Source organism: Winogradskyella sp. KYW1333 (genome assembly GCF_003335675.1).
Taxonomy (GTDB): domain Bacteria; phylum Bacteroidota; class Bacteroidia; order Flavobacteriales; family Flavobacteriaceae; genus Winogradskyella.
This window is the reverse complement of the sequence record NZ_QPHL01000011.1, coordinates 16,088-34,535: the sequence shown is the minus strand read 5'-3', so window position 1 is coordinate 34,535 and position 18,448 is coordinate 16,088. Positions and strand designations below refer to the sequence as shown.

The window sequence follows — 18,448 nt, the reverse complement described above, 5'->3', positions numbered from 1 at the left end:
GTTTATATAATTAATATTATTGGATTTTTACATAGTCATACCAGCACACAACGAAGAAAAATTTATTGCACAAACACTTGAATCACTTTCAACACAGACACTTCTACCAAAAAAACTAATTGTTGTTAATGATAATTCTTCTGATGGTACTGAAGAAATTTTGAAATCATATTCAAATAATTTCCCTTGGATTACTTATATAAATTCCACATCTAGTAATAAACACTTACCTGGTTCTAAAATTATAAATGCATTTTACAAAGGGTTTGAACAATTAGATGCGAATTACGATGTGATTTGCAAATTTGATGCTGATCTTTTTTTTCCTTTTAACTATCTAGAAGAATTATCAAAGCATTTTAAATCTAATCCTAAATTAGGTATGGCGTCTGGCTTTTGCTATATAGAAAAAAACGGTAACTGGATTTTAGAAAACCTCACCAATAAAGACCACATTAGAGGTGCATTGAAAGCTTACAGAAAAGAATGCTTTTCGCAAATAGGCAAATTAAAACAATCTATGGGCTGGGATACCGTTGACGAGTTATTAGCAAGTTTTCATAGTTGGGAAATACTAACAGACGAATCATTGCACGTAAAGCATTTAAAGCCTACAGGACAATCCTACAATAAAGCATCAAAGTATCTTCAAGGTGAGGCCATGTATAAATTACGCTATGGATTTTGGATTACCATAATATCTGCAATAAAATTAGCATACAAAAAACGTAGTGTAAAGCTATTTTGGTATTACATTTCAGGTTACCTAAAAGCTAAATCCAACAAGGTTCCTTTTCTAGTAAACAAAGCAGAGGGTAATTTTATAAGAAAAATGCGATGGAAAGGTATTTGGAAAAAAATTACCTAATCAAAAACAAATCCTAACGGCTTACCGGTAGAACCATTCGGAAAACTAATTCCTAATAAGGCAGATATGGTAGGAGCAATATCAGGTATCACCGTTTTATCAAAAGTTTCACCTTGTTTAATACCTGCACCAAAAAATAATAATGGCACATGAGTATCATAATTTAAACCGCTACCATGCGTAGATCCTTTTTTGCTGTAAGAAATATGAGCAATATCGTCTACAACAATAACATCACCAGAACGCTTTTGGTTGTATCCATTCTGCAATAACACCTCAATGCCTGTAGTAAAATTAGTGCTGTTCATTGTAGTCGCTGTATACACCTTTGCAATATTAGGATAGCTAATTTGTTCGTCAACTAAGGCTTGCTCAACATCATGAATATTAAGATCTAATTCCTTCAATTTGACCTTATTTAAGAATATCTGATTGTTGCTCACATTCTCTACCAACTCTGTAGTTCCATACGTATCCATTAAAAACTTTTGAAAGAGTGCTTTCCTTGAATTATAATCTAAATATCCTGCTGGAATATTGACAGACTCTAAATAAGCTGGCACCTCCACTGCTCCATGGTCTGATGTTAGAAATACCGTGTATTCTCCTTTACCTATATTATTATCTAAATAAATAAATAATCGTTCCAAATCCTTGTCCAATCTGATATAAGTATCTTCTACTTCTTTTGAGTTTACTCCAAAATTGTGACCTACATAATCTGTACTAGAAAAGCTGATGGCTAAAACATCAGTATCATCATCCTGTCCTAAGGCCTCACCCTTTAAAGCAGCTAAAGCAAAATCCATAGTTATACTATTTCCAAAAGGTGTTGTCTTTAAGATATCAAACCCACCATTTTGAGTGCTTAATGTAGCTAAGTCATAAGGAAATGTCGCAGTAGTCTTTCCTTTAAACCCACGCTCAAAGTCATTTTGATCTTCACCACTTTCAACATACGTATCGACTGGAAGCAAAGTATTCCAGACCTTCAGATAGGATTCAACAGCATCCGAAGAATTAAAATCACTTACCCATTTTGGTAAATCATTTCTGTAATAACTACTTGTTATCCAAACACCTTCATCTTTCCCATGAAACCAATACGCTGTGTTAGCAGTATGGCCAGCAGGCAATATTGCACCTCTATCTTTAAGGGCAATTCCAATGGTCTTACCACGCATTTGTGTAAATAATCGGTTTTCATCGGCAAAGCTAGTTGTTAGCATGCGCTGTGGAGACATTTTCCCAGCTGAACTCTCAGTACCTACTGAATTTACCTCATCATCCTGTGCGCAATAAACAGATGATTTAATCTCTTTGTCATACCAATTATTAGAAATTATGCCGTGGTATTTTGGTGTTGTTCCTGTATACACTGACGCATGACCTGGTCCAGTGTAGGTTGGCACATAATTAAAGTGGTTATTTTTACAATTAAATCCCTCATTGATTAAGCGCATAAAACCTCCTTCACCAAACTTTGACGCAAAACGCGTTAAATAATCATATCGCATTTGATCTACAACTATACCGACCACTAATTTTGGTCTAGAATCAGTCAGAGATGAATTAACGGTATGAGCTACACATGAGCCAGAAATTAACAAAAACAGAAACAAAGGAAGTGTTTTTTTCATACAGAAATGTCTTTTTTTTGTATTTCAAAAATACGGATTTTAGCCTATCTTAATTTAAATTAACATTAATAAACTAATCATTTTTTATACTTTAGCGATAAGAAATTCTTTCATGAAGTACCTTCATAATATTGGCACTTACTTTATAATGATTAAAGATATGTTTCGCAAACCAACTAAATGGTCTGTGATGAAAACACTTATCTTAAAAGATATAGATGATCTTATCATTAACTCTTTGGGTATTGTAGCATTTATTTCATTTTTTGTTGGAGGAGTTGTTGCTATACAAACGTCGCTGAACATAAGTAATCCACTAATTCCAAAATATTTAGTTGGTTTTGCAACAAGGCAATCAATTATTTTAGAGTTTGCACCTACTTTTATTTCAATTATTATGGCCGGTAAAGTAGGTTCATTTATAACCTCTAGTATTGGCACGATGCGAGTGACAGAGCAAATTGACGCACTAGAAGTAATGGGAATTAACGCAATTAACTATTTAGTATTTCCAAAATTTATTGCTCTTACATTATATCCATTTATTATATCCATAGCTATGTTCCTGGGCATAGTTGGCGGATTGGCAGCTTGCGTTTATGGAGGATATGGCACAATGGAAAATTATATTGATGGTGTTCAAAATGATTTTATTCCATTCCACATGACATATGCGTTCATTAAAACTATGGTTTTTGCTTTTATTTTGGCTACAATACCATCTTTTTACGGTTATTTTATGAAAGGTGGAGCGTTAGAGGTTGGTAAAGCGAGTACGACTTCATTTGTTTGGACAAGTGTGGTAATAATACTCGTAAATTATTTAATAACAAGTTTACTCTTAGGCTAATGATTGAAGTTAAAGACTTACATAAATCATTTGGAGATGCCCATATTCTTAAGGGCATAACGACCTCTTTCGAAAAGGGTAAAACTAATCTCATCATTGGACAAAGCGGTTCGGGTAAAACTGTATTTTTGAAATGTTTACTTGGCTTGTTTGATTATGAAAAAGGAACAATTTCTTATGATGGCAAAATTATAAGTGATTTAAGTCCAGACGCAAAAAGAGACTTACGTGCAAAAATAGGAATGGTATTTCAAGGAAGTGCCTTATTTGATTCAATGACGATTGCTGAAAATGTAATGTTCCCACTACGTATGTTCACAAAACAAAGTTTTAGTGAAATGGAAGATAGAGTTAATGTGGTATTAAACCGTGTTAATTTACCTGATGCTCATAAGAAAATGCCAAGTGAGGCTTCGGGTGGAATGCAAAAACGTGTCGCCATTGCAAGAGCTATTGTTAATAATCCTAAGTATTTATTTTGTGATGAACCAAATTCTGGATTGGACCCAAAAACTGCAATAGTAATTGATAACCTTATTCAAGAAATTACTAATGAGTTTAGCATTACCACGGTAATTAACTCGCACGATATGAATTCTGTAATGGAAATTGGTGAGAAAATAGTTTTTCTTAAAAATGGTTTTAAGGAATGGGAGGGGTCTAAAGAAACCATTTTTAGAACCGACAATAAAGCAGTAACAGACTTCGTTTATTCTTCTGAATTATTCAAAAAAGTTCGTAGAATGTACCAGGAAGAGAATCAATAGTGATTTTATTTTAATTGCTTTATTACAATCGTATCCTTATCCAATTTTACTTTTAACCACTCACCTAATTTCTTCGAATCTTTTTGGATCGACTCTGGAGTAGATAATGAATCAATCCATTTGAATGAAAATACAGATAACGTATCAATTTTTGAAAAGTTAGATTTTATCTCCTTTGCATAGGTTATAGCTTCTAATTTTTCATAATTTATCTTTACTTCTTCTGCCACTTCTTGAAATGGTATTTGATCCTTTTCTAATCGAGATAAACTTTTAACCCTATTCTCCAAGTAAGAAATTTTCTGGCTTTGTGAAAGTAAGTCCAATGAGTCCCTTGTTCTTAACTCCTCCATATAGTCTAGATTATTTACAGCTCTATTTTTAACTTGGTTAATAGCTAACTTAGTATTCCTTAAAGGCACATAATCCTTATCATTAAATCTAGCTTCCAATAATTTTCTGGTATCCTCAGATATTTCATCTGTTCCAAATGGTATTATTTCAATAATAGATTCTCCTTCTGGATCATATATGGGATTGGCATTCTTTTTAATATAATTACTATTTGGTAGTGTTTCTAATTCGTTACTAATAAATGTTTTTGCTGCAGATTCAAATCTACTCTTCTTAAGTACATCAACAAATGTAAACGAGGCAGGTATCATTACAATTATAGCCAAAATTGAAGCTATTTGAGCTATACGTTTTCTTTTAGCAGAGTTCGCATATTTAAGCATAGGAAATCGTAAAACCTTAAGAACCATAAAGGTTGCTAATGCAATAAAAATTGTATTAATGGTAAACAAATACATTGCCCCTAAGGCATAATCCCAACCTGTAACAACGTTACCTTGCATATTAATCGCAGTTTCTCTGCTTAAAGCTTTAGCCAATCCATAACCGGCTGTACAAAGCGGTGGCATTAACGCTGTGGCAATAGCTACTCCAAAAATAACCGAAGCAATAGTTCCCTTTTTAGTTCTAGCTATAATTAATGCAAGTCCACCAAAGAAGGCAATTAAAACATCTCGGATATCTGGACTTGTTCTACCAAGAAGTTCTGAGGTATCTTCACTTAATGGAAAAAGGTAAAAAAACAGGAATGCTGTAATCAAACTTAGCACAATCATTGTTGCTAAATTGATCAAGGAACGTCGTAAAGTATCAATATCATTTATTGCAATTGACATTCCTACTCCCAATATAGGACCCATTAAAGGAGAAATTAACATGGCTCCTATCACAACTGCCGTGGAGTTCGCATTAAGACCGACTGACGCAACAAAAATTGAACATATCAATATCCATGCTGTCGCTCCTTTAAAGGCAATATCACCCTTTATAGCTGCTATTGTAGCATCTCTATCTGTGTCTTCTCTAAAATCAAGTAATTCACTTAGGAATGTCCTTACACTAGCAAAAAGACCTTTTGCATCTTGTTTGACTGCTTCTTTTTTATCTTCTACAGTCTTGTCCTTTTCTAATTTTTGCCTCTCGTCTTCTTCAGAAAAATTAAATTTATTTTCTTCCATTAATTATTAACCATATTCTTCTCCAAATTTAGCTTTCACATTTTGGAGTACTTTTTTAATATCTTGTTCCTTTTCTTTAGGAAAGATAAGTAAAACTTCGTCTTTGTCAACAATTATGTAGTCATTTAGTCCATCAACAACAACAATTTTATCTTTTTTTGAACGTATCATATTACCATTAGAATCCTCTAAAAGAACTTTAGAGTTAACAACGGCATTTGCATTTTTGTCCTTATCTAATTTATCGTAAAGACTTCCCCATGTACCAAGGTCATTCCAATCGAAAGTGGCTGGGATGACATAGACATTACCACTTTTTTCCATAATAGCATAATCAACAGAGATATTCTCTGCTTTGCCATAATTATCTCTTATAAAATCATCCTCAAACTCAGTATTGTACACATTGAAACCGCTTTCAAAGAGCTCAAATAATTCAGGCTGATTAGATTTAAATGTATTAATAACAGTTTTTACACTCCACATGAAAATACCAGCGTTCCAAAGAAAATTACCTTGATCTAAAAACGTTTTAGCAGTTTCATAATCTGGTTTTTCTCTGAACTGATTTACTGATTTTATCTCATTGGTAGAGGTTTTATCATATTCTATATATCCATATCCAGTATTAGGAAAAGTTGGTGTTATACCAAGAGTCATTAATGCATCATTAGATTCACAAAAATCAAATGCCGTCTTGACATTTTCTGAAAATGTATCTTCATCTTCAATCCAATGATCACTTGGTGCCACAATCATTACAGCATCTTTATTCTCCTTCTGAATTTTCAAGGAGGCATATAAAATACATGGAGCTGTATTCCTCATTGCTGGTTCTAATACAACCTGTCGTTTGGTTACGCCTTGTAACTGTTCGAATACCAAATCGTTATAGCGTTCATTAGTTAGAATAAAAATATTCTCAGATGGTATTAATCTTGCCAACCTATTAAATGTTTTTTGTATCAAAGTTTCACCTGTACCCAACATATCATGAAACTGTTTTGGGAAATGTTGAGTGCTAACTGGCCAAAATCTAGATCCAACTCCACCTGCCATAAGTATGGCGTAATAATTCTTGTTTTTCATTAATCAATTATTTCTATTTCTGCATTAGGATTAAACAAATATAGCTTTCCTGTTTTTACCTCAAGACATTCAAAGCGTTTTCTGCGTTTACTTCCTTTTTTAAAAACTCTACCGTTATAAAGTTTAAAATTATTACCCAAAGGTACTTGAAAAACAAATGTCTTAGGTGGACCTTCGTTGAATCGCTTTAATGCTAAGGCAAGATGCGAATCTGTATCACTAGATGCTTTTGGATTCTTAAAATGTTTTGCTAATAATGGCAACAATTCTATCGGAAATATTTCTGGTCTCAAAAAAGGTAACATTAAATGCTGAAAGGTTAATTTCCATTCCTTACCATGTGGTCTAATTCTTCTACCATATTTTTTATAAGCCTCAAAATGAGCAATCTCATGAATTAAGGTAATTAGAAATCTAAAAGGATTAAGGTTAGAATTAATCGTTATTTGATGTTTTCCATTAGGCAATTCGCGATAATCTCCATGCTTGGTCTTTCTTTCGTTCTTTACTTTAACAACCAAATTATCACTAGCCAAAATGATTTGTACCATATCCATTGCATCTTCAGGAAGATAATCGGAAAGATTTTTTTGCATAGTTAGAAAGTTATAAGTAATTTTTCATTACTAATCTTTAATAACAATCATTTTTGAATTTCTATTAACACTAAGCATATACAATCCTGGTGTCGCCGAATTTAGATTAATACTAGTTGTATTATTTAATTCATCATATCTTCTATTATCAATACTAATTTCCCTACCTCTGATATCAAATAACTCAATAGTATCTAAACTATCTGTGTTTGTAATAAACAATCTCTTATTGAGCGTCGGATTAGGATACACCGTAAACTCAATATCATCAAATTGATCAATAGTCAAACTACTATTAAAATAAGGTACGGCAAATTCAAATGTATCCTCAGCTACCTGTTGGCCAATGAACCTGCCTGGTATATCATCGGCTGGCGGATGGATTCCTCCCCAAATTCTGCTTAGACTTGTCTGGTCCGATGCATCCCTGTAAGTTGCCCACTGCAGCACAACATCAACTGATGGTCCTTCCTCAAATACCAAAAACTCGTTTTTCTTGGCAACAAACTCTCCCAGTCCTCCTGGAAAGAACTCGCTTCCAGTCATCATAGTAAGAAGTTCTGCAGCTGCTCTTGAGTATGTGGAGTGTCCAGAAACATAACCTGCAAAAGGAGGTGTAACAAACGTTGGCCTCTGATAAGGGTACCAATCTGATGCTCTTATCCACCCTACTCCTGCCTGGTCTACTTCTGTATCATCGATAAAGTCGTGGCCCCTCCAGGTATAAAGCTTAATCTGGCCGACATATTGGTTCACAAAACCAGCTAAAGGATCGCCTGCTTCTATTACCTCGATATATCCATCAATTAAAGGTATACCTGACACATCGTAATTATCCAATGAAGGGTCCGTGCTCTGACCACGCTCAGCCATAGAACGAATTGCCGATATCGGTCTTATATAATCGTACCAACCTTTTACACTCCATGCTGCTATTGCAGAATCGTGCATACCGCCTCCCAGTATGAAATACGACTTCACGTCCCACTCCAACACATCGAGTATTTCTCCCTCTCCTTGCAACCGCTTTTCGAATTCCGGGTGGTCATTTACATAGTTCAATATCGTGAACCAGTGTCCTGGTGGTGTCTCCGAGTCAGGACCGTCCGCCCAAAATTCTGCAAGTACCCTTCCATAATCTCCCCTTGGCACCATATTGGTCTCGTAAGGATTGCCCGTAAACGGATTTATATTATGCCCTGCACTGGTACTTCCGCCTTCAAAGAAGTCGTAAAAGTTCGGGTAGTCCGAAAAGTCCGTCGGGAAGGTGCTAATATCTACATTACCTATAGAATTCGGTGAGATGTCCCACATCACGCCATCTGAAGGGTCGAGATGCGACTGCCATACGGAGACCATCGAGAAGCCCCATTTATAGGCATCGCTCATTTCATTATCTTCTGTCAAGCTTATATACGGTGGATCAGATGGGTCATGGAACACATGATATGGGTTGCCATCCCTTTGGTAGGTTACCTTATCCTCTTCTTTTAACGCGAAGGAATAAACGTTGCCCCATTCTGGACTCAAAAACGGTGGTACATTGCCATCTACCAAATTACCGCCTTGGTCAATAAAAATATCTAATCCAAGTGGCTGCCACCGATTTGGATCATTAATTGGTGGGTTATCATTTACATCTAACGCATATGGCGCATTAACTGGTTGGTAATAGGCATTATCGTATCCTGTTGCTTCTCTTGATCCGTCTTGCAGGCCATAATCAATGATGGTCTGTGCCACATAGTTTCCTAAAGCTGCTGCATTACCAAATTCGTATAACATCGATGTATAACTGGTATCATAGCCCAGTCTATTCATGATCAGATCAAATCGTTCCTGCGAAGATTCAAAACCTGGCGAGTTTTGGAAACGTTGCGTCAACAAACGGTACATCGCGTAGCTGATAGCGCGTTTCAAGGACTCCTCCTTGCTTTCTATCAAAACAAAATCTTCAAGCTCACTAGTAAAACTATTTACTTCGTTACCAATTAAATAAGGTTCTGCAACCTCATCATATATAGCCCAAATATCGTACATGGCAACACTGGTATGGAACAGATTGCGTGCATGGACTGTCGGTCTGGCAAAGTCACCTCTAATGGCATCCAATAAAGCCTCGTTCCATAGTCTTGCGATAGAAATATCTTCAGGCAGATCATCTGCACTTAATTCCACGTTGATAGAAGCTTGAAGGCTAGAACACTGATCATCAGATTCTATTACTGAAACAAAACCTGATTCTTCAATTCCCCAATTTACCATTATCGTATCTGTTCCCTGACCACTCAATAGTTCACCTCCCATTACCTGCCATTGTGCTGTTGAACCATTTGCAGTGGCATAACTATAGGTTTCTGTTCTCAAAAATGAGGATGTAATTGGACCAACAATACTCTGCGGATCCAAATACGTACAGGACCCATCATCCAAGGTGGCATCCGGATTGTAATTACAAGAAACAGGATCTGTGCAGCCATAAACTTTTTGGCTTGGTTCTATATCCAAAACCTCATAGCCTTGGCCTTCAGTAGCCTTTATCTCAATATTGATTGAAATGGTATTGTAGGTCTCCACAAGGCCAGATGGCCATTTGATCTCCAACTCCATTATCTCGGTGGCATCGTCCAGACCAAAATGGACCGCTTGCAAGCTTTGACTTAAAAAGCCAATTCCTGAATAATAACGCTTCAATGTACCGTTGGAGGTTGTTAGGCTTATCGTTGTGCCAATAGCGTCCCTATTGGAAACAGTCCCCTCGAGGTGAACCTTGAACCAATTGTAGGCCGGTGAAACGTCGTCGAAGTTGAGAAGCTTGTTCTCGTAAAATAACACAGGTCCATCTCCATTTGTCACAATTATATCTAAATCACCATCATTATCGTAATCAAAATCCAGTGCTTCAACGCTTTCAGTTTCTTCATTTAACCCAGTCTCAATTGTAGCTTCTTCAAAAAATGGCTGTCCTTGACCAAACGAACTTCTATAATATACATTAAATTCTGGTCCTCTTTGTTCAAAATCATAACCATTAACAATGAATAGATCTTCATCACCGTCCAAATCAAAATCTGCAAAGCGTGCTCCCCAAGACCAGCCCGTTGGATTAACACCATAGATAGTCGAAGATTCTGTAAAATTGTTCATGCCATCATTCTCCAATAATGCATTTTCGTCAATTCCTGTAATAAAGAAGTCAAAGTCTTGATCTAAATCAAAATCACTAATGGCCAATGCCATATCGTCTATTTCATTATCCAATCCATAGGTTGATGCATCTTCGACAAAAGAAGTACCTGATTGATTTACGTACAAATAATTTGCATCTTCTAAATCATTGGTAACAATAATATCCATCCAACCATCATCATTAATATCAATCGGCATTGTGGTATAACTATAATTAGAGTCAACTTCTGTAAGGCCCAATTCTTCGGTAGCATTAGTAAAGGTTCCATTACCATTATTTCTATAAAACGAATTGGAAGCACATCGATTCCAATCACTAAAATAAATATCTAGAAAACCATCATTATTGTAATCTAACCATGTTGCTCCGGTATTAATACAATCATTAGTTGTATCAAATCCAGAAATACCTGTAACATTGGCAAAAGTGCCGTTTCCAAGGTTTCTCCATAGTTCTATTTTGTATGAATAGGTTAAGAATAAATCAGGAAAGCCATCATTATTGTAGTCACCCCAAGAAGCACCGAATTTAAACCCTTGCTGTGCAAAAGTTTCTTGAGCATCGTCTTCCTCTGTAAATAATTCAGTTAAACCTGAAAATTCAGTAACGTCCGTAAAGGAACCATCATTATTGTTTCTATACAATTTACTGTAAGATGATGGGTTCTCAGAATTTTCCACAGCATTAGCTACTACAAATATGTCAAGATCATTATCATTGTCATAATCTGCAACCGCAACTCCGTTATTCTCTTGCAACACACTCAACCCAACTGTGTTTTCTACCCTATCAAAAGATTGACTGACAATTTCTTGTGAAAGAAAACATGTTATGATTAAGATGAAAGAAGATAATTTTAGGGGTAATTTTCTTCTCATTTTCTGAATTTTTTATAAATATAAAAATAAGAAACAAAATTAGAGTAACTCTGGTAGAATTAACATTTCCGAGAAGGTTTTTGTCGCCATTTTACGCAATTCATCATGATAATCATGGGCGGTGTAACCGAATACATCAAATCCACCATTTAATGCTGCCTCAACTCCAATTAAACTATCTTCAATAATTAAACATTCGTTAGGATTGTAACCCATAGTTTTAGCTGCCCAATTAAAAACTGATGGATCTGGTTTCCATTTACCAATCGTATAACAACTAAATATATTCTCTTGAAAGTATTCCATTAAACCTATTAACTCTAAATTGAGTTTAATTTTACTTTCTGGCCCACTAGATGCCACACAAAACGGAAGCTTTAAGTCATCCAAAACATTCTTAATTCCGTTAATAGGTTTAATCTCATTTCTAAATTTCTCAAATGATCTTTCTCTATAAATCTCTTCAAGATTGTTAGGAACTGCCTTACCTATCAAATCTGAAATCTGTTGTGCACAGTTATTAAATGAGTTTCCTTTAAAATTTCTGAGTGCATATTTTAGATTGATATTGGCACCTAATTCATTTGCAATATCAACCATAACTTGATTGCTTAATGGCTCACTATCCACTAGGACACCATCACAATCAAAAATGATACACTTGTATTTACTCATCTAAGGTGTAGAATTAGAAACCTGAAGAACTTTACCGTTGAAGTATTTATTACCTGATAGTGCAAAGTCCTTTATATAGGTTGCCATTTCTAAAGCAGTTGTTGGAGCTTCATAATCAGGAAATGCTTCTTTTAACATTTCTGTTTGAACCGCTCCCAATGCCAGAACATTAAATTGAGGACCAGTTTCTTTAAATTCCTCTGCTAATAATTCGCTTAATGTAATAACAGCACCTTTACTAGAACTATAAGCCGCTAATCCAGGAAATTTCATGCTTCCTTGGATTCCACCCATAGAACTTATTGTTACCACATGTCCATTACTAGGCATATAGGGCATTAAAATTCTAGACAGTTCAGAAACACCAAATACATTAGTTTCATAAACTTTTTGGAATTCTTGGAATGTAGTTTCAGCGAAAGGTTTATTGAGAAGCAAACCAGCATTATTTATTAATATATCAACATGGCTCCATTGATTTTTTATCAATTCTTCGACATTTATATAATCGTCTAGGTTACTTAAATCGAATGGTAAAGCAAACACATTCTTAAGTTTCAATTCTGTTACAGGATTAGCATTTCGAGATAATGCTAGCACATTATGGCCTTCTTTTGCAAATAGCTTAACCAACTCAAATCCAATACCTCTGCTGGTACCAGTTATAACAATATTCTTATTTTTCATTTAATACAACTTCTTTATTTGGTGAATTTAATATGCCCTCAAAAGCTTTTGTCATTTTACTTGTAAAGCTAGCCATATGCTCATAATCCATTTTATCAGCCTCGTCATCTACATGATGATAATATTCATAATTTGTGAAATCGAAAGTTGATATCGCATGTGCAGGTATATTGAATTCTTTGTAGAATGGAAAATTGTCAGATCTAAAAAACAATTGGAATTCTTTTGCCTTTGGGAAAAATCCAATAACTTCTTCTCCTGCATATTCATTAAGTTTTGGTGCAAAATTAGATCTTTCAAATCCACTCATGTACGCCATTGATTTACCCTCTGCTCTTGGCACTCCCACCATTTCAAAGTTTATCATTGTATAGACATTGAGCCCTTGTGATTTTAATCGTTCTGCTAGATGAGCTGACCCTTTCAGCCCCATTTCTTCAGCCGCATACAAGGTAATCAATAAGCTCCTTTTGTTGGTTTTTGTTTTAGAAAAATATTTTCCTAATTCCATAGCAGTTATAGTACCTGAAGCATCATCATTTGCACCATTAGCAATACTATCACCCTCTACTTCTCTACCTTGACCAATATGATCATAATGACCACCAAGTATTACAAATTCATTCTTAAGTTTTGCATCATTTCCTTCTATAAATCCAACAATATTATAACCCTTTATTTCAATAACTTCACTACTACCCTCACCACCTATTTTTCTTATAACTGTAAAATTATCTCGATAGTTATCAAAAAAAGGTTGAATATCATTTTCTTTAAAATAACTCTCAATAAAAACAGCTGCTTTTTCTATACCTTCACTGCCTGTGGCTCTGCCATTGAGTTCATCTGAGGCCAAATAATCCATACTAGTTTTTATGGAAGAAGCTGTGATTTCCACCTTTGATTTCACTCCATCAATTCCTGGTTTCCCTTCAAGACCTTTTTGTCTCACTGAACAAGAAAAAATCAAAAAAAGACTAAAAGTTGATATTATTATTTTCATACCTATATGTTTAAATAAAAAATCCTGATTCAATTCAATGAAACAGGATTTGAAATTATTAATAAGTGTGATTTAATTTCATTAAACCAACATTGTTACTGGGTTCTCAATGTATCCCTTAAGTGTCTGTAGAAATTGAGCGCCTGTTGCACCATCAACAGTTCGGTGATCACAAGCCATTGTTAATTTCATAGTATTACCAGGCACAACTTGTCCCTCTTTTACAACTGGTTTAGACACAATTGCACCTACTGACAAAATTGCTGAATTTGGTTGATTTATTATTGAAGTGAAACTTTCAATACCAAACATTCCAAGATTTGAAATAGTAAAGGTACTACCTTCCATCTCATCTAGTGTAAGCTTTTTATTTCTTGCTTTACCAGCATATTCCTTAACCTCTGAACCAATCTGCGTTAAACTCTGTTCATTAGCAAACTTTACTACAGGAACAACTAATCCATCTGGTACAGCAACAGCAACGCCTATATGTACATGATTGTTTAATTGCATTCTATCATCAAACCATTGTGAATTTACCTGTGGATGTTGTTTCAATGCTAAAGCACACGCTTTAACTATCATATCATTGAATGATATTTTAGTATCAGGAATTGAATTGTACTGGGCTCTAAATGCAATTGCATTATCCATGTCAAACTCAACATTTAAGTAATAATGCGGTGCTGTAAATTTAGATTTAGCCAAATTTTTAGCAATGGCCTTACGCATATTAGAATTAGGAACCTCATCAAAATCTTCTTGCCCAATTGGCACAAACTTACCAACTGTTGCGCCTTGTGCCGAAGGTGTGAAGTTTTCTATATCACGTTTTACAATTCTACCATTCTCACCTGTTCCCGAAACTTGAGAAAGATTTATTCCCTTTTCTGCTGCCATTTTCTTAGCTAGAGGAGAAGCAAACACTCTTCCACCTGAAGTGGTTGAAGTTATCGATGCAGAAGTTGAATGCTTGGTTTCTGTCTTTTTAGGTTCTGCAGTCTTTGGTGCTTCTTTTTTAACTTCTTCTTTCTTAGGAGCGTCTTTTTTATCCGACCTACCAATTGTGAAGTTCTTAGCAATGCTAGAAACATCAGTACCAGCAGGTCCAATTATAGCCAACAATGCATCTACTTTTGCTGATTCCCCTTCTTCTAGTCCTACATGAAGTAAACTTCCTGCTTGAAAGGATTCAAACTCCATAGTTGCTTTATCAGTCTCAATTTCTGCAAGAATATCTCCTTCCTCAACCTCATCCCCAATTTTCTTTAACCATGTAGCCACGGTACCTTCCTCCATTGTATCACTCAATCTAGGCATGGTAACCACTGTAACACCTTCCGGAATATCTGGCGTTTCTAAACTTGTATCTTTTTCAGTGACATCTTCAGAAGGTTCAGAGCTTTCGCCTCCTGATTCCTCTTTCACTGTTAAACTTCCATTTAATAATTCAGAAATATCCTCACCTTCATCACCAATGATTGCAAGTAGTTCATCTACTTTAGTGGTCTGGCCTTCCTCAACACCAATATGAAGTAATGTACCCTCATGAAAAGACTCAAACTCCATAGTTGCCTTGTCAGTTTCTATTTCAGCTAGGATATCTCCTTCTTCAACTTTATCACCAACTTTTTTCAACCAAGAGGCAACCGTACCTTCTTCCATTGTATCGCTTAAACGCGGCATGTTTATTACTTCTGCCATAGCTTATATTTTATGTGGTATAAATGGATAATCTTCTTGTTCGTAAACAGCGTCGTACATTACATTAATATCTGGGTATGGAGAATCTTCAGCAAATTTTTCACATTCTGAAACTCTAGCCTTAACGCTTTTATCTATTTCTTTTATCTCCTCTTCAGAAGCAAACTTTTTTTCTAAAAGCACCTCCTTCACCTGCGTAATAGGATCTATCTTCTTATATTCTTCTACCTCATCTTTGGTTCTGTAGTGTTGTGCATCTGACATAGAGTGTCCTCTGTATCTGTAGGTTTTAATTTCTAAGAATGATGGGCCTCCTCCTTTTCTTGCTCTTTGTATCGCTTCATCAAATGCTTCTGCTACCTTTACAGGATTCATTCCGTCAACCGGTCCAGAAGGCATTTCATATCCCAATCCAAGTTTCCAGAAATCAGAGTGGTTAGCAGTTCTCTCAACTGAAGTCCCCATTGCATAACCATTGTTCTCACAAACAAAAACAACTGGTAAATTCCAAAGCATAGCTAAATTAAAAGTCTCATGCAAGGATCCCTGTCTTGCAGCTCCGTCTCCAAAACAACATAAAGTTACAGCGTCACTTCCATGATATTTATCACCAAATGCAATTCCTGCTCCTAATGGAATCTGACCACCAACAATACCATGACCACCAAAAAAACGATGTTCTTTAGAAAAAATATGCATAGAACCACCAAGGCCTTGAGAGGTACCTGTCGCTTTACCATAAAGCTCTGCCATAACACGTTTTGGGTCTACACCCATACCAATAGGTTGCACATGATTACGATATGCTGTAATCATCTTGTCTTTTGTTAGATCCATTGCATGTAAAGCTCCTGCCAATACAGCTTCTTGCCCATTATACAGGTGAAGAAATCCTCTTACTTTTTGTTGAATATAAACTGCGGCTAATTTGTCCTCAAACTTTCGCCAAAACAGCATGTCTTCATACCATTTTAAGTAAACCTCTTTAGTTATTTTTTGCATTTTATAATGAATTCTTTTAAAACGAAAAACAAAAATAACACTTTAGACAATAATTGAGAAACAGTATTCCGTAAAAAATAGCGATGAAAACCGATTTTAATTTAAAGAATCCTTTATAAAACTGAACTTTCGAAAATAAAGGGCAACAAATTAGATAGTGAATCAGATTTTGCAACTCTACCAGTTGCTCCCATAAAATATATTTCTATGTCTTGATCTTGTTTTAATTCATATTCGGCTATAGCCTGCCTACATGCGCCACAAGGCGGAATGGGCTTATCAGTGAGCTTATTTTTAGAAGATGCCGTTAAGGCCATTTTCAAAATCTTGGCATTAGGGTATTTGGCGCCAGCATAATATATCGCGGTCCTTTCAGCACAAAGCCCAGAAGGATAAGATGCATTCTCCTGATTATTACCTGTTATAACCTTTTCATTATCTAATAAAATAGAAGCTCCAACATTAAAATTAGAATAAGGCGCATAAGCATTTTCCCTTGCTTCAATAGCTGAGGACATTAAGGATTGAATATCTTTAGGAAGTTCACTAATATCCTCAAATAGTTGTAGTGTAGTTTCTATTTTAACTTCCTTCATATCAGTATTTATTTAAGACAAAAAAACTATTGTCTTTCACAAAACAATAGTTTAAATATCTAATTAATATTGTATTCTAGTATTCATCGTACTCTCCATCTCCAAAATTAAATGTCAATGAGAACCTCAACGTATTTTCTAATGGACTTTGTACTTGAGAGGCAGAGAATAAATAAGATAAATCGATATTTATTGTGGTGTATTTAAACCCAGCACCTAAGGCAAAAAACTTTCTTGCTCCTTTATCTTCAGCTTCATTAAAATATCCAGCTCTAAAAGCAAAACTATCTTGATACGTATATTCAGCTCCTATGGACCAAACAAATTCCCTTAATTCTTCACTGAATCCTCCTGGTGCATCACCAAAGGATTGAAATACACCTTTCATGAAACTTACATCATTATCTTTTCCGTCAACAATATATGAGCCATCTGTAATTGAGGCTTCTTCTTGTTCAGGAGTTTGAGTATCAATAGCCGGATCATATATTCCATCTCCATCAACATCAGTAAAAACAATTCGATTACCTCTAATCGGCGGTGTTGGCACCAAAAGTTTACCTACTTCTGCCGTCAATGCTAATTTGTTGTACTCATCAAATATAAAATCAAAACCAGCACCCAATCTTAAATTAGTAGGTTGAAAAACCTCTTCACCTCCATCGTCATATGTAAATTTTGGACCTAAGTTCTGAATAGCAAACCCTAATCTCCATCTTCCATTAAAATCATTATACGCTTCCTCTTCACTTTGATAATACCCAGTAATATCAGCACCAAAAGTACTACCAGCATTAGCATTTGGATCTACTGTATCAATACGTAATGCGGAACGCATATAACGTAATGCAATTGCCATTGAAAACTGCTCTCCTAATCTTAGAGCATATGCAACATCAATTGCATATTCATTGGGCTTAACAGCAACTCCAGGATCATTAGCATCTTGTGTTAATACGATTTCACCAAGTGAAAAATACTTGACACTTGCTGATACCGCACTGTATTCATTTAACCTATTGAAATAAGTCGCATAGCTTAATGAAATATCATTAACTAATCTTGATAGGTATGGTGTAAAGCTCACACCCAAACCAGATTTAGCTTCGGAAAATGCAAATTTTGCAGGATTATACTGTTGTGAAAACCCATCAACAGAAGTGGCAACTCCCATGTCTCCCATGGATGCAGATCTCGCATCTGGTGCGACAAGCATAAAAGGAAGGCCTGTGGTAATAACTCTAGAATCATTTTCATTAGGAATGATCTGAACTGTTTCTTGTCCAAAAGTTAGGTTAAGCGTTGCAAAAGCAATTAGGGTAATTACATAATTCTTCATGGTCATATTGGTTATTAGTACTGATATACAGT

General features: G+C 35.3%; 15 protein-coding genes. 3 read left to right on the top strand and 12 right to left on the bottom strand.

The window, feature by feature from the left end:
• Positions 1 to 19 precede the first annotated feature (19 nt).
• Positions 20 to 868 carry a glycosyltransferase family 2 protein gene (locus DUZ96_RS01895; protein WP_114299937.1) on the top strand — a complete coding sequence of 283 codons (849 nt, stop codon included), beginning with the start codon at positions 20 to 22 and terminating at the stop codon, positions 866 to 868.
• Here the strand turns inward: DUZ96_RS01895 and pafA are convergent.
• Positions 865 to 2,508: an alkaline phosphatase PafA gene (gene pafA, locus DUZ96_RS01890; RefSeq protein WP_114299936.1), complete on the bottom strand. Its 1,644-nt coding sequence runs from the start codon at positions 2,506 to 2,508 to the stop codon at positions 865 to 867. The genes DUZ96_RS01895 and pafA overlap by 4 nt on opposite strands.
• Positions 2,509 to 2,620: 112 nt before the next feature.
• On the opposite strand from pafA, the gene DUZ96_RS01885 reads away from it, so the two are divergent.
• The gene (locus DUZ96_RS01885; protein ID WP_114299934.1) at positions 2,621 to 3,358 is read left to right on the top strand and encodes an ABC transporter permease; all 738 of its coding nucleotides are present in this window, start codon (positions 2,621 to 2,623) and stop codon (positions 3,356 to 3,358) included.
• A complete protein-coding gene (locus DUZ96_RS01880; RefSeq protein ID WP_114299932.1) occupies positions 3,358 to 4,125 on the top strand; it encodes an ABC transporter ATP-binding protein in 768 nt (255 codons plus the stop codon). Before DUZ96_RS01885 ends, DUZ96_RS01880 begins: the two co-directional genes overlap by 1 nt.
• A 5-nt stretch (positions 4,126 to 4,130) precedes the next feature.
• Here DUZ96_RS01880 and DUZ96_RS01875 read toward each other — a convergent pair whose 3' ends face one another.
• The 11 genes from DUZ96_RS01875 to porV all read right to left on the bottom strand — a co-directional run bounded on the left by DUZ96_RS01875 (position 4,131) and on the right by porV (position 18,416).
• On the bottom strand, positions 4,131 to 5,657 hold the full coding sequence (locus tag DUZ96_RS01875) for a DUF389 domain-containing protein (protein ID WP_114299930.1): 1,527 nt from the start codon (positions 5,655 to 5,657) through the stop codon (positions 4,131 to 4,133).
• 6 nt (positions 5,658 to 5,663) lie between these two features.
• Complete coding sequence (locus DUZ96_RS01870) at positions 5,664 to 6,746, bottom strand: mannose-1-phosphate guanylyltransferase (RefSeq protein WP_114299928.1); 1,083 nt, start codon at positions 6,744 to 6,746, stop codon at positions 5,664 to 5,666.
• Positions 6,746 to 7,342 (bottom strand): SprT-like domain-containing protein, encoded by a 597-nt coding sequence (locus DUZ96_RS01865; protein ID WP_114299926.1) that lies wholly within the window; start codon positions 7,340 to 7,342, stop codon positions 6,746 to 6,748. Before DUZ96_RS01865 ends, DUZ96_RS01870 begins: the two co-directional genes overlap by 1 nt.
• A gap of 30 nt (positions 7,343 to 7,372) precedes the next feature.
• A complete protein-coding gene (locus tag DUZ96_RS01860; protein ID WP_114299924.1) occupies positions 7,373 to 11,410 on the bottom strand; it encodes an FG-GAP-like repeat-containing protein in 4,038 nt (1,345 codons plus the stop codon).
• Between the two features lie 39 nt (positions 11,411 to 11,449).
• Positions 11,450 to 12,085 (bottom strand): HAD family phosphatase, encoded by a 636-nt coding sequence (locus tag DUZ96_RS01855; protein ID WP_114299922.1) that lies wholly within the window; start codon positions 12,083 to 12,085, stop codon positions 11,450 to 11,452.
• Entirely contained in the window at positions 12,086 to 12,772 is a 687-nt protein-coding gene (locus DUZ96_RS01850) for an SDR family oxidoreductase (protein WP_114299920.1), read from the bottom strand.
• Positions 12,762 to 13,775 (bottom strand): M28 family peptidase, encoded by a 1,014-nt coding sequence (locus tag DUZ96_RS01845; RefSeq protein WP_114299918.1) that lies wholly within the window; start codon positions 13,773 to 13,775, stop codon positions 12,762 to 12,764. Before DUZ96_RS01845 ends, DUZ96_RS01850 begins: the two co-directional genes overlap by 11 nt.
• A gap of 81 nt (positions 13,776 to 13,856) precedes the next feature.
• Positions 13,857 to 15,479: a pyruvate dehydrogenase complex dihydrolipoamide acetyltransferase gene (locus DUZ96_RS01840; RefSeq protein WP_114299916.1), complete on the bottom strand. Its 1,623-nt coding sequence runs from the start codon at positions 15,477 to 15,479 to the stop codon at positions 13,857 to 13,859.
• 3 nt (positions 15,480 to 15,482) lie between these two features.
• On the bottom strand, positions 15,483 to 16,481 hold the full coding sequence (pdhA, locus tag DUZ96_RS01835) for a pyruvate dehydrogenase (acetyl-transferring) E1 component subunit alpha (protein ID WP_114299914.1): 999 nt from the start codon (positions 16,479 to 16,481) through the stop codon (positions 15,483 to 15,485).
• Positions 16,482 to 16,594: 113 nt separating this feature from the next.
• Complete coding sequence (gene cdd, locus DUZ96_RS01830) at positions 16,595 to 17,077, bottom strand: cytidine deaminase (RefSeq protein ID WP_114299912.1); 483 nt, start codon at positions 17,075 to 17,077, stop codon at positions 16,595 to 16,597.
• 76 nt (positions 17,078 to 17,153) lie between these two features.
• Positions 17,154 to 18,416, bottom strand: a complete 1,263-nt coding sequence (porV, locus tag DUZ96_RS01825; RefSeq protein ID WP_114300223.1) for a type IX secretion system outer membrane channel protein PorV — start codon at positions 18,414 to 18,416, stop codon at positions 17,154 to 17,156.
• Between the last annotated feature and the right edge of the window lie 32 nt (positions 18,417 to 18,448).

Excerpts from the sequence above, each read along its gene's own strand:
- pafA (WP_114299936.1), bottom strand. The coding sequence starts at position 2,508 with ATGAAAAAAACACTTCCTTTGTTTCTGTTTTTGTTAATTTCTGGCTCA.
- DUZ96_RS01885 (WP_114299934.1), top strand. The coding sequence starts at position 2,621 with ATGAAGTACCTTCATAATATTGGCACTTACTTTATAATGATTAAAGAT.
- DUZ96_RS01880 (WP_114299932.1), top strand. The coding sequence starts at position 3,358 with ATGATTGAAGTTAAAGACTTACATAAATCATTTGGAGATGCCCATATT.
- DUZ96_RS01875 (WP_114299930.1), bottom strand. The coding sequence starts at position 5,657 with ATGGAAGAAAATAAATTTAATTTTTCTGAAGAAGACGAGAGGCAAAAA.
- DUZ96_RS01870 (WP_114299928.1), bottom strand. The coding sequence starts at position 6,746 with ATGAAAAACAAGAATTATTACGCCATACTTATGGCAGGTGGAGTTGGA.
- DUZ96_RS01865 (WP_114299926.1), bottom strand. The coding sequence starts at position 7,342 with ATGCAAAAAAATCTTTCCGATTATCTTCCTGAAGATGCAATGGATATG.
- DUZ96_RS01860 (WP_114299924.1), bottom strand. The coding sequence starts at position 11,410 with ATGAGAAGAAAATTACCCCTAAAATTATCTTCTTTCATCTTAATCATA.
- DUZ96_RS01855 (WP_114299922.1), bottom strand. The coding sequence starts at position 12,085 with ATGAGTAAATACAAGTGTATCATTTTTGATTGTGATGGTGTCCTAGTG.
- DUZ96_RS01850 (WP_114299920.1), bottom strand. The coding sequence starts at position 12,772 with ATGAAAAATAAGAATATTGTTATAACTGGTACCAGCAGAGGTATTGGA.
- DUZ96_RS01845 (WP_114299918.1), bottom strand. The coding sequence starts at position 13,775 with ATGAAAATAATAATATCAACTTTTAGTCTTTTTTTGATTTTTTCTTGT.
- DUZ96_RS01840 (WP_114299916.1), bottom strand. The coding sequence starts at position 15,479 with ATGGCAGAAGTAATAAACATGCCGCGTTTAAGCGATACAATGGAAGAA.
- pdhA (WP_114299914.1), bottom strand. The coding sequence starts at position 16,481 with ATGCAAAAAATAACTAAAGAGGTTTACTTAAAATGGTATGAAGACATG.
- cdd (WP_114299912.1), bottom strand. The coding sequence starts at position 17,077 with ATGAAGGAAGTTAAAATAGAAACTACACTACAACTATTTGAGGATATT.
- porV (WP_114300223.1), bottom strand. The coding sequence starts at position 18,416 with ATGAAGAATTATGTAATTACCCTAATTGCTTTTGCAACGCTTAACCTA.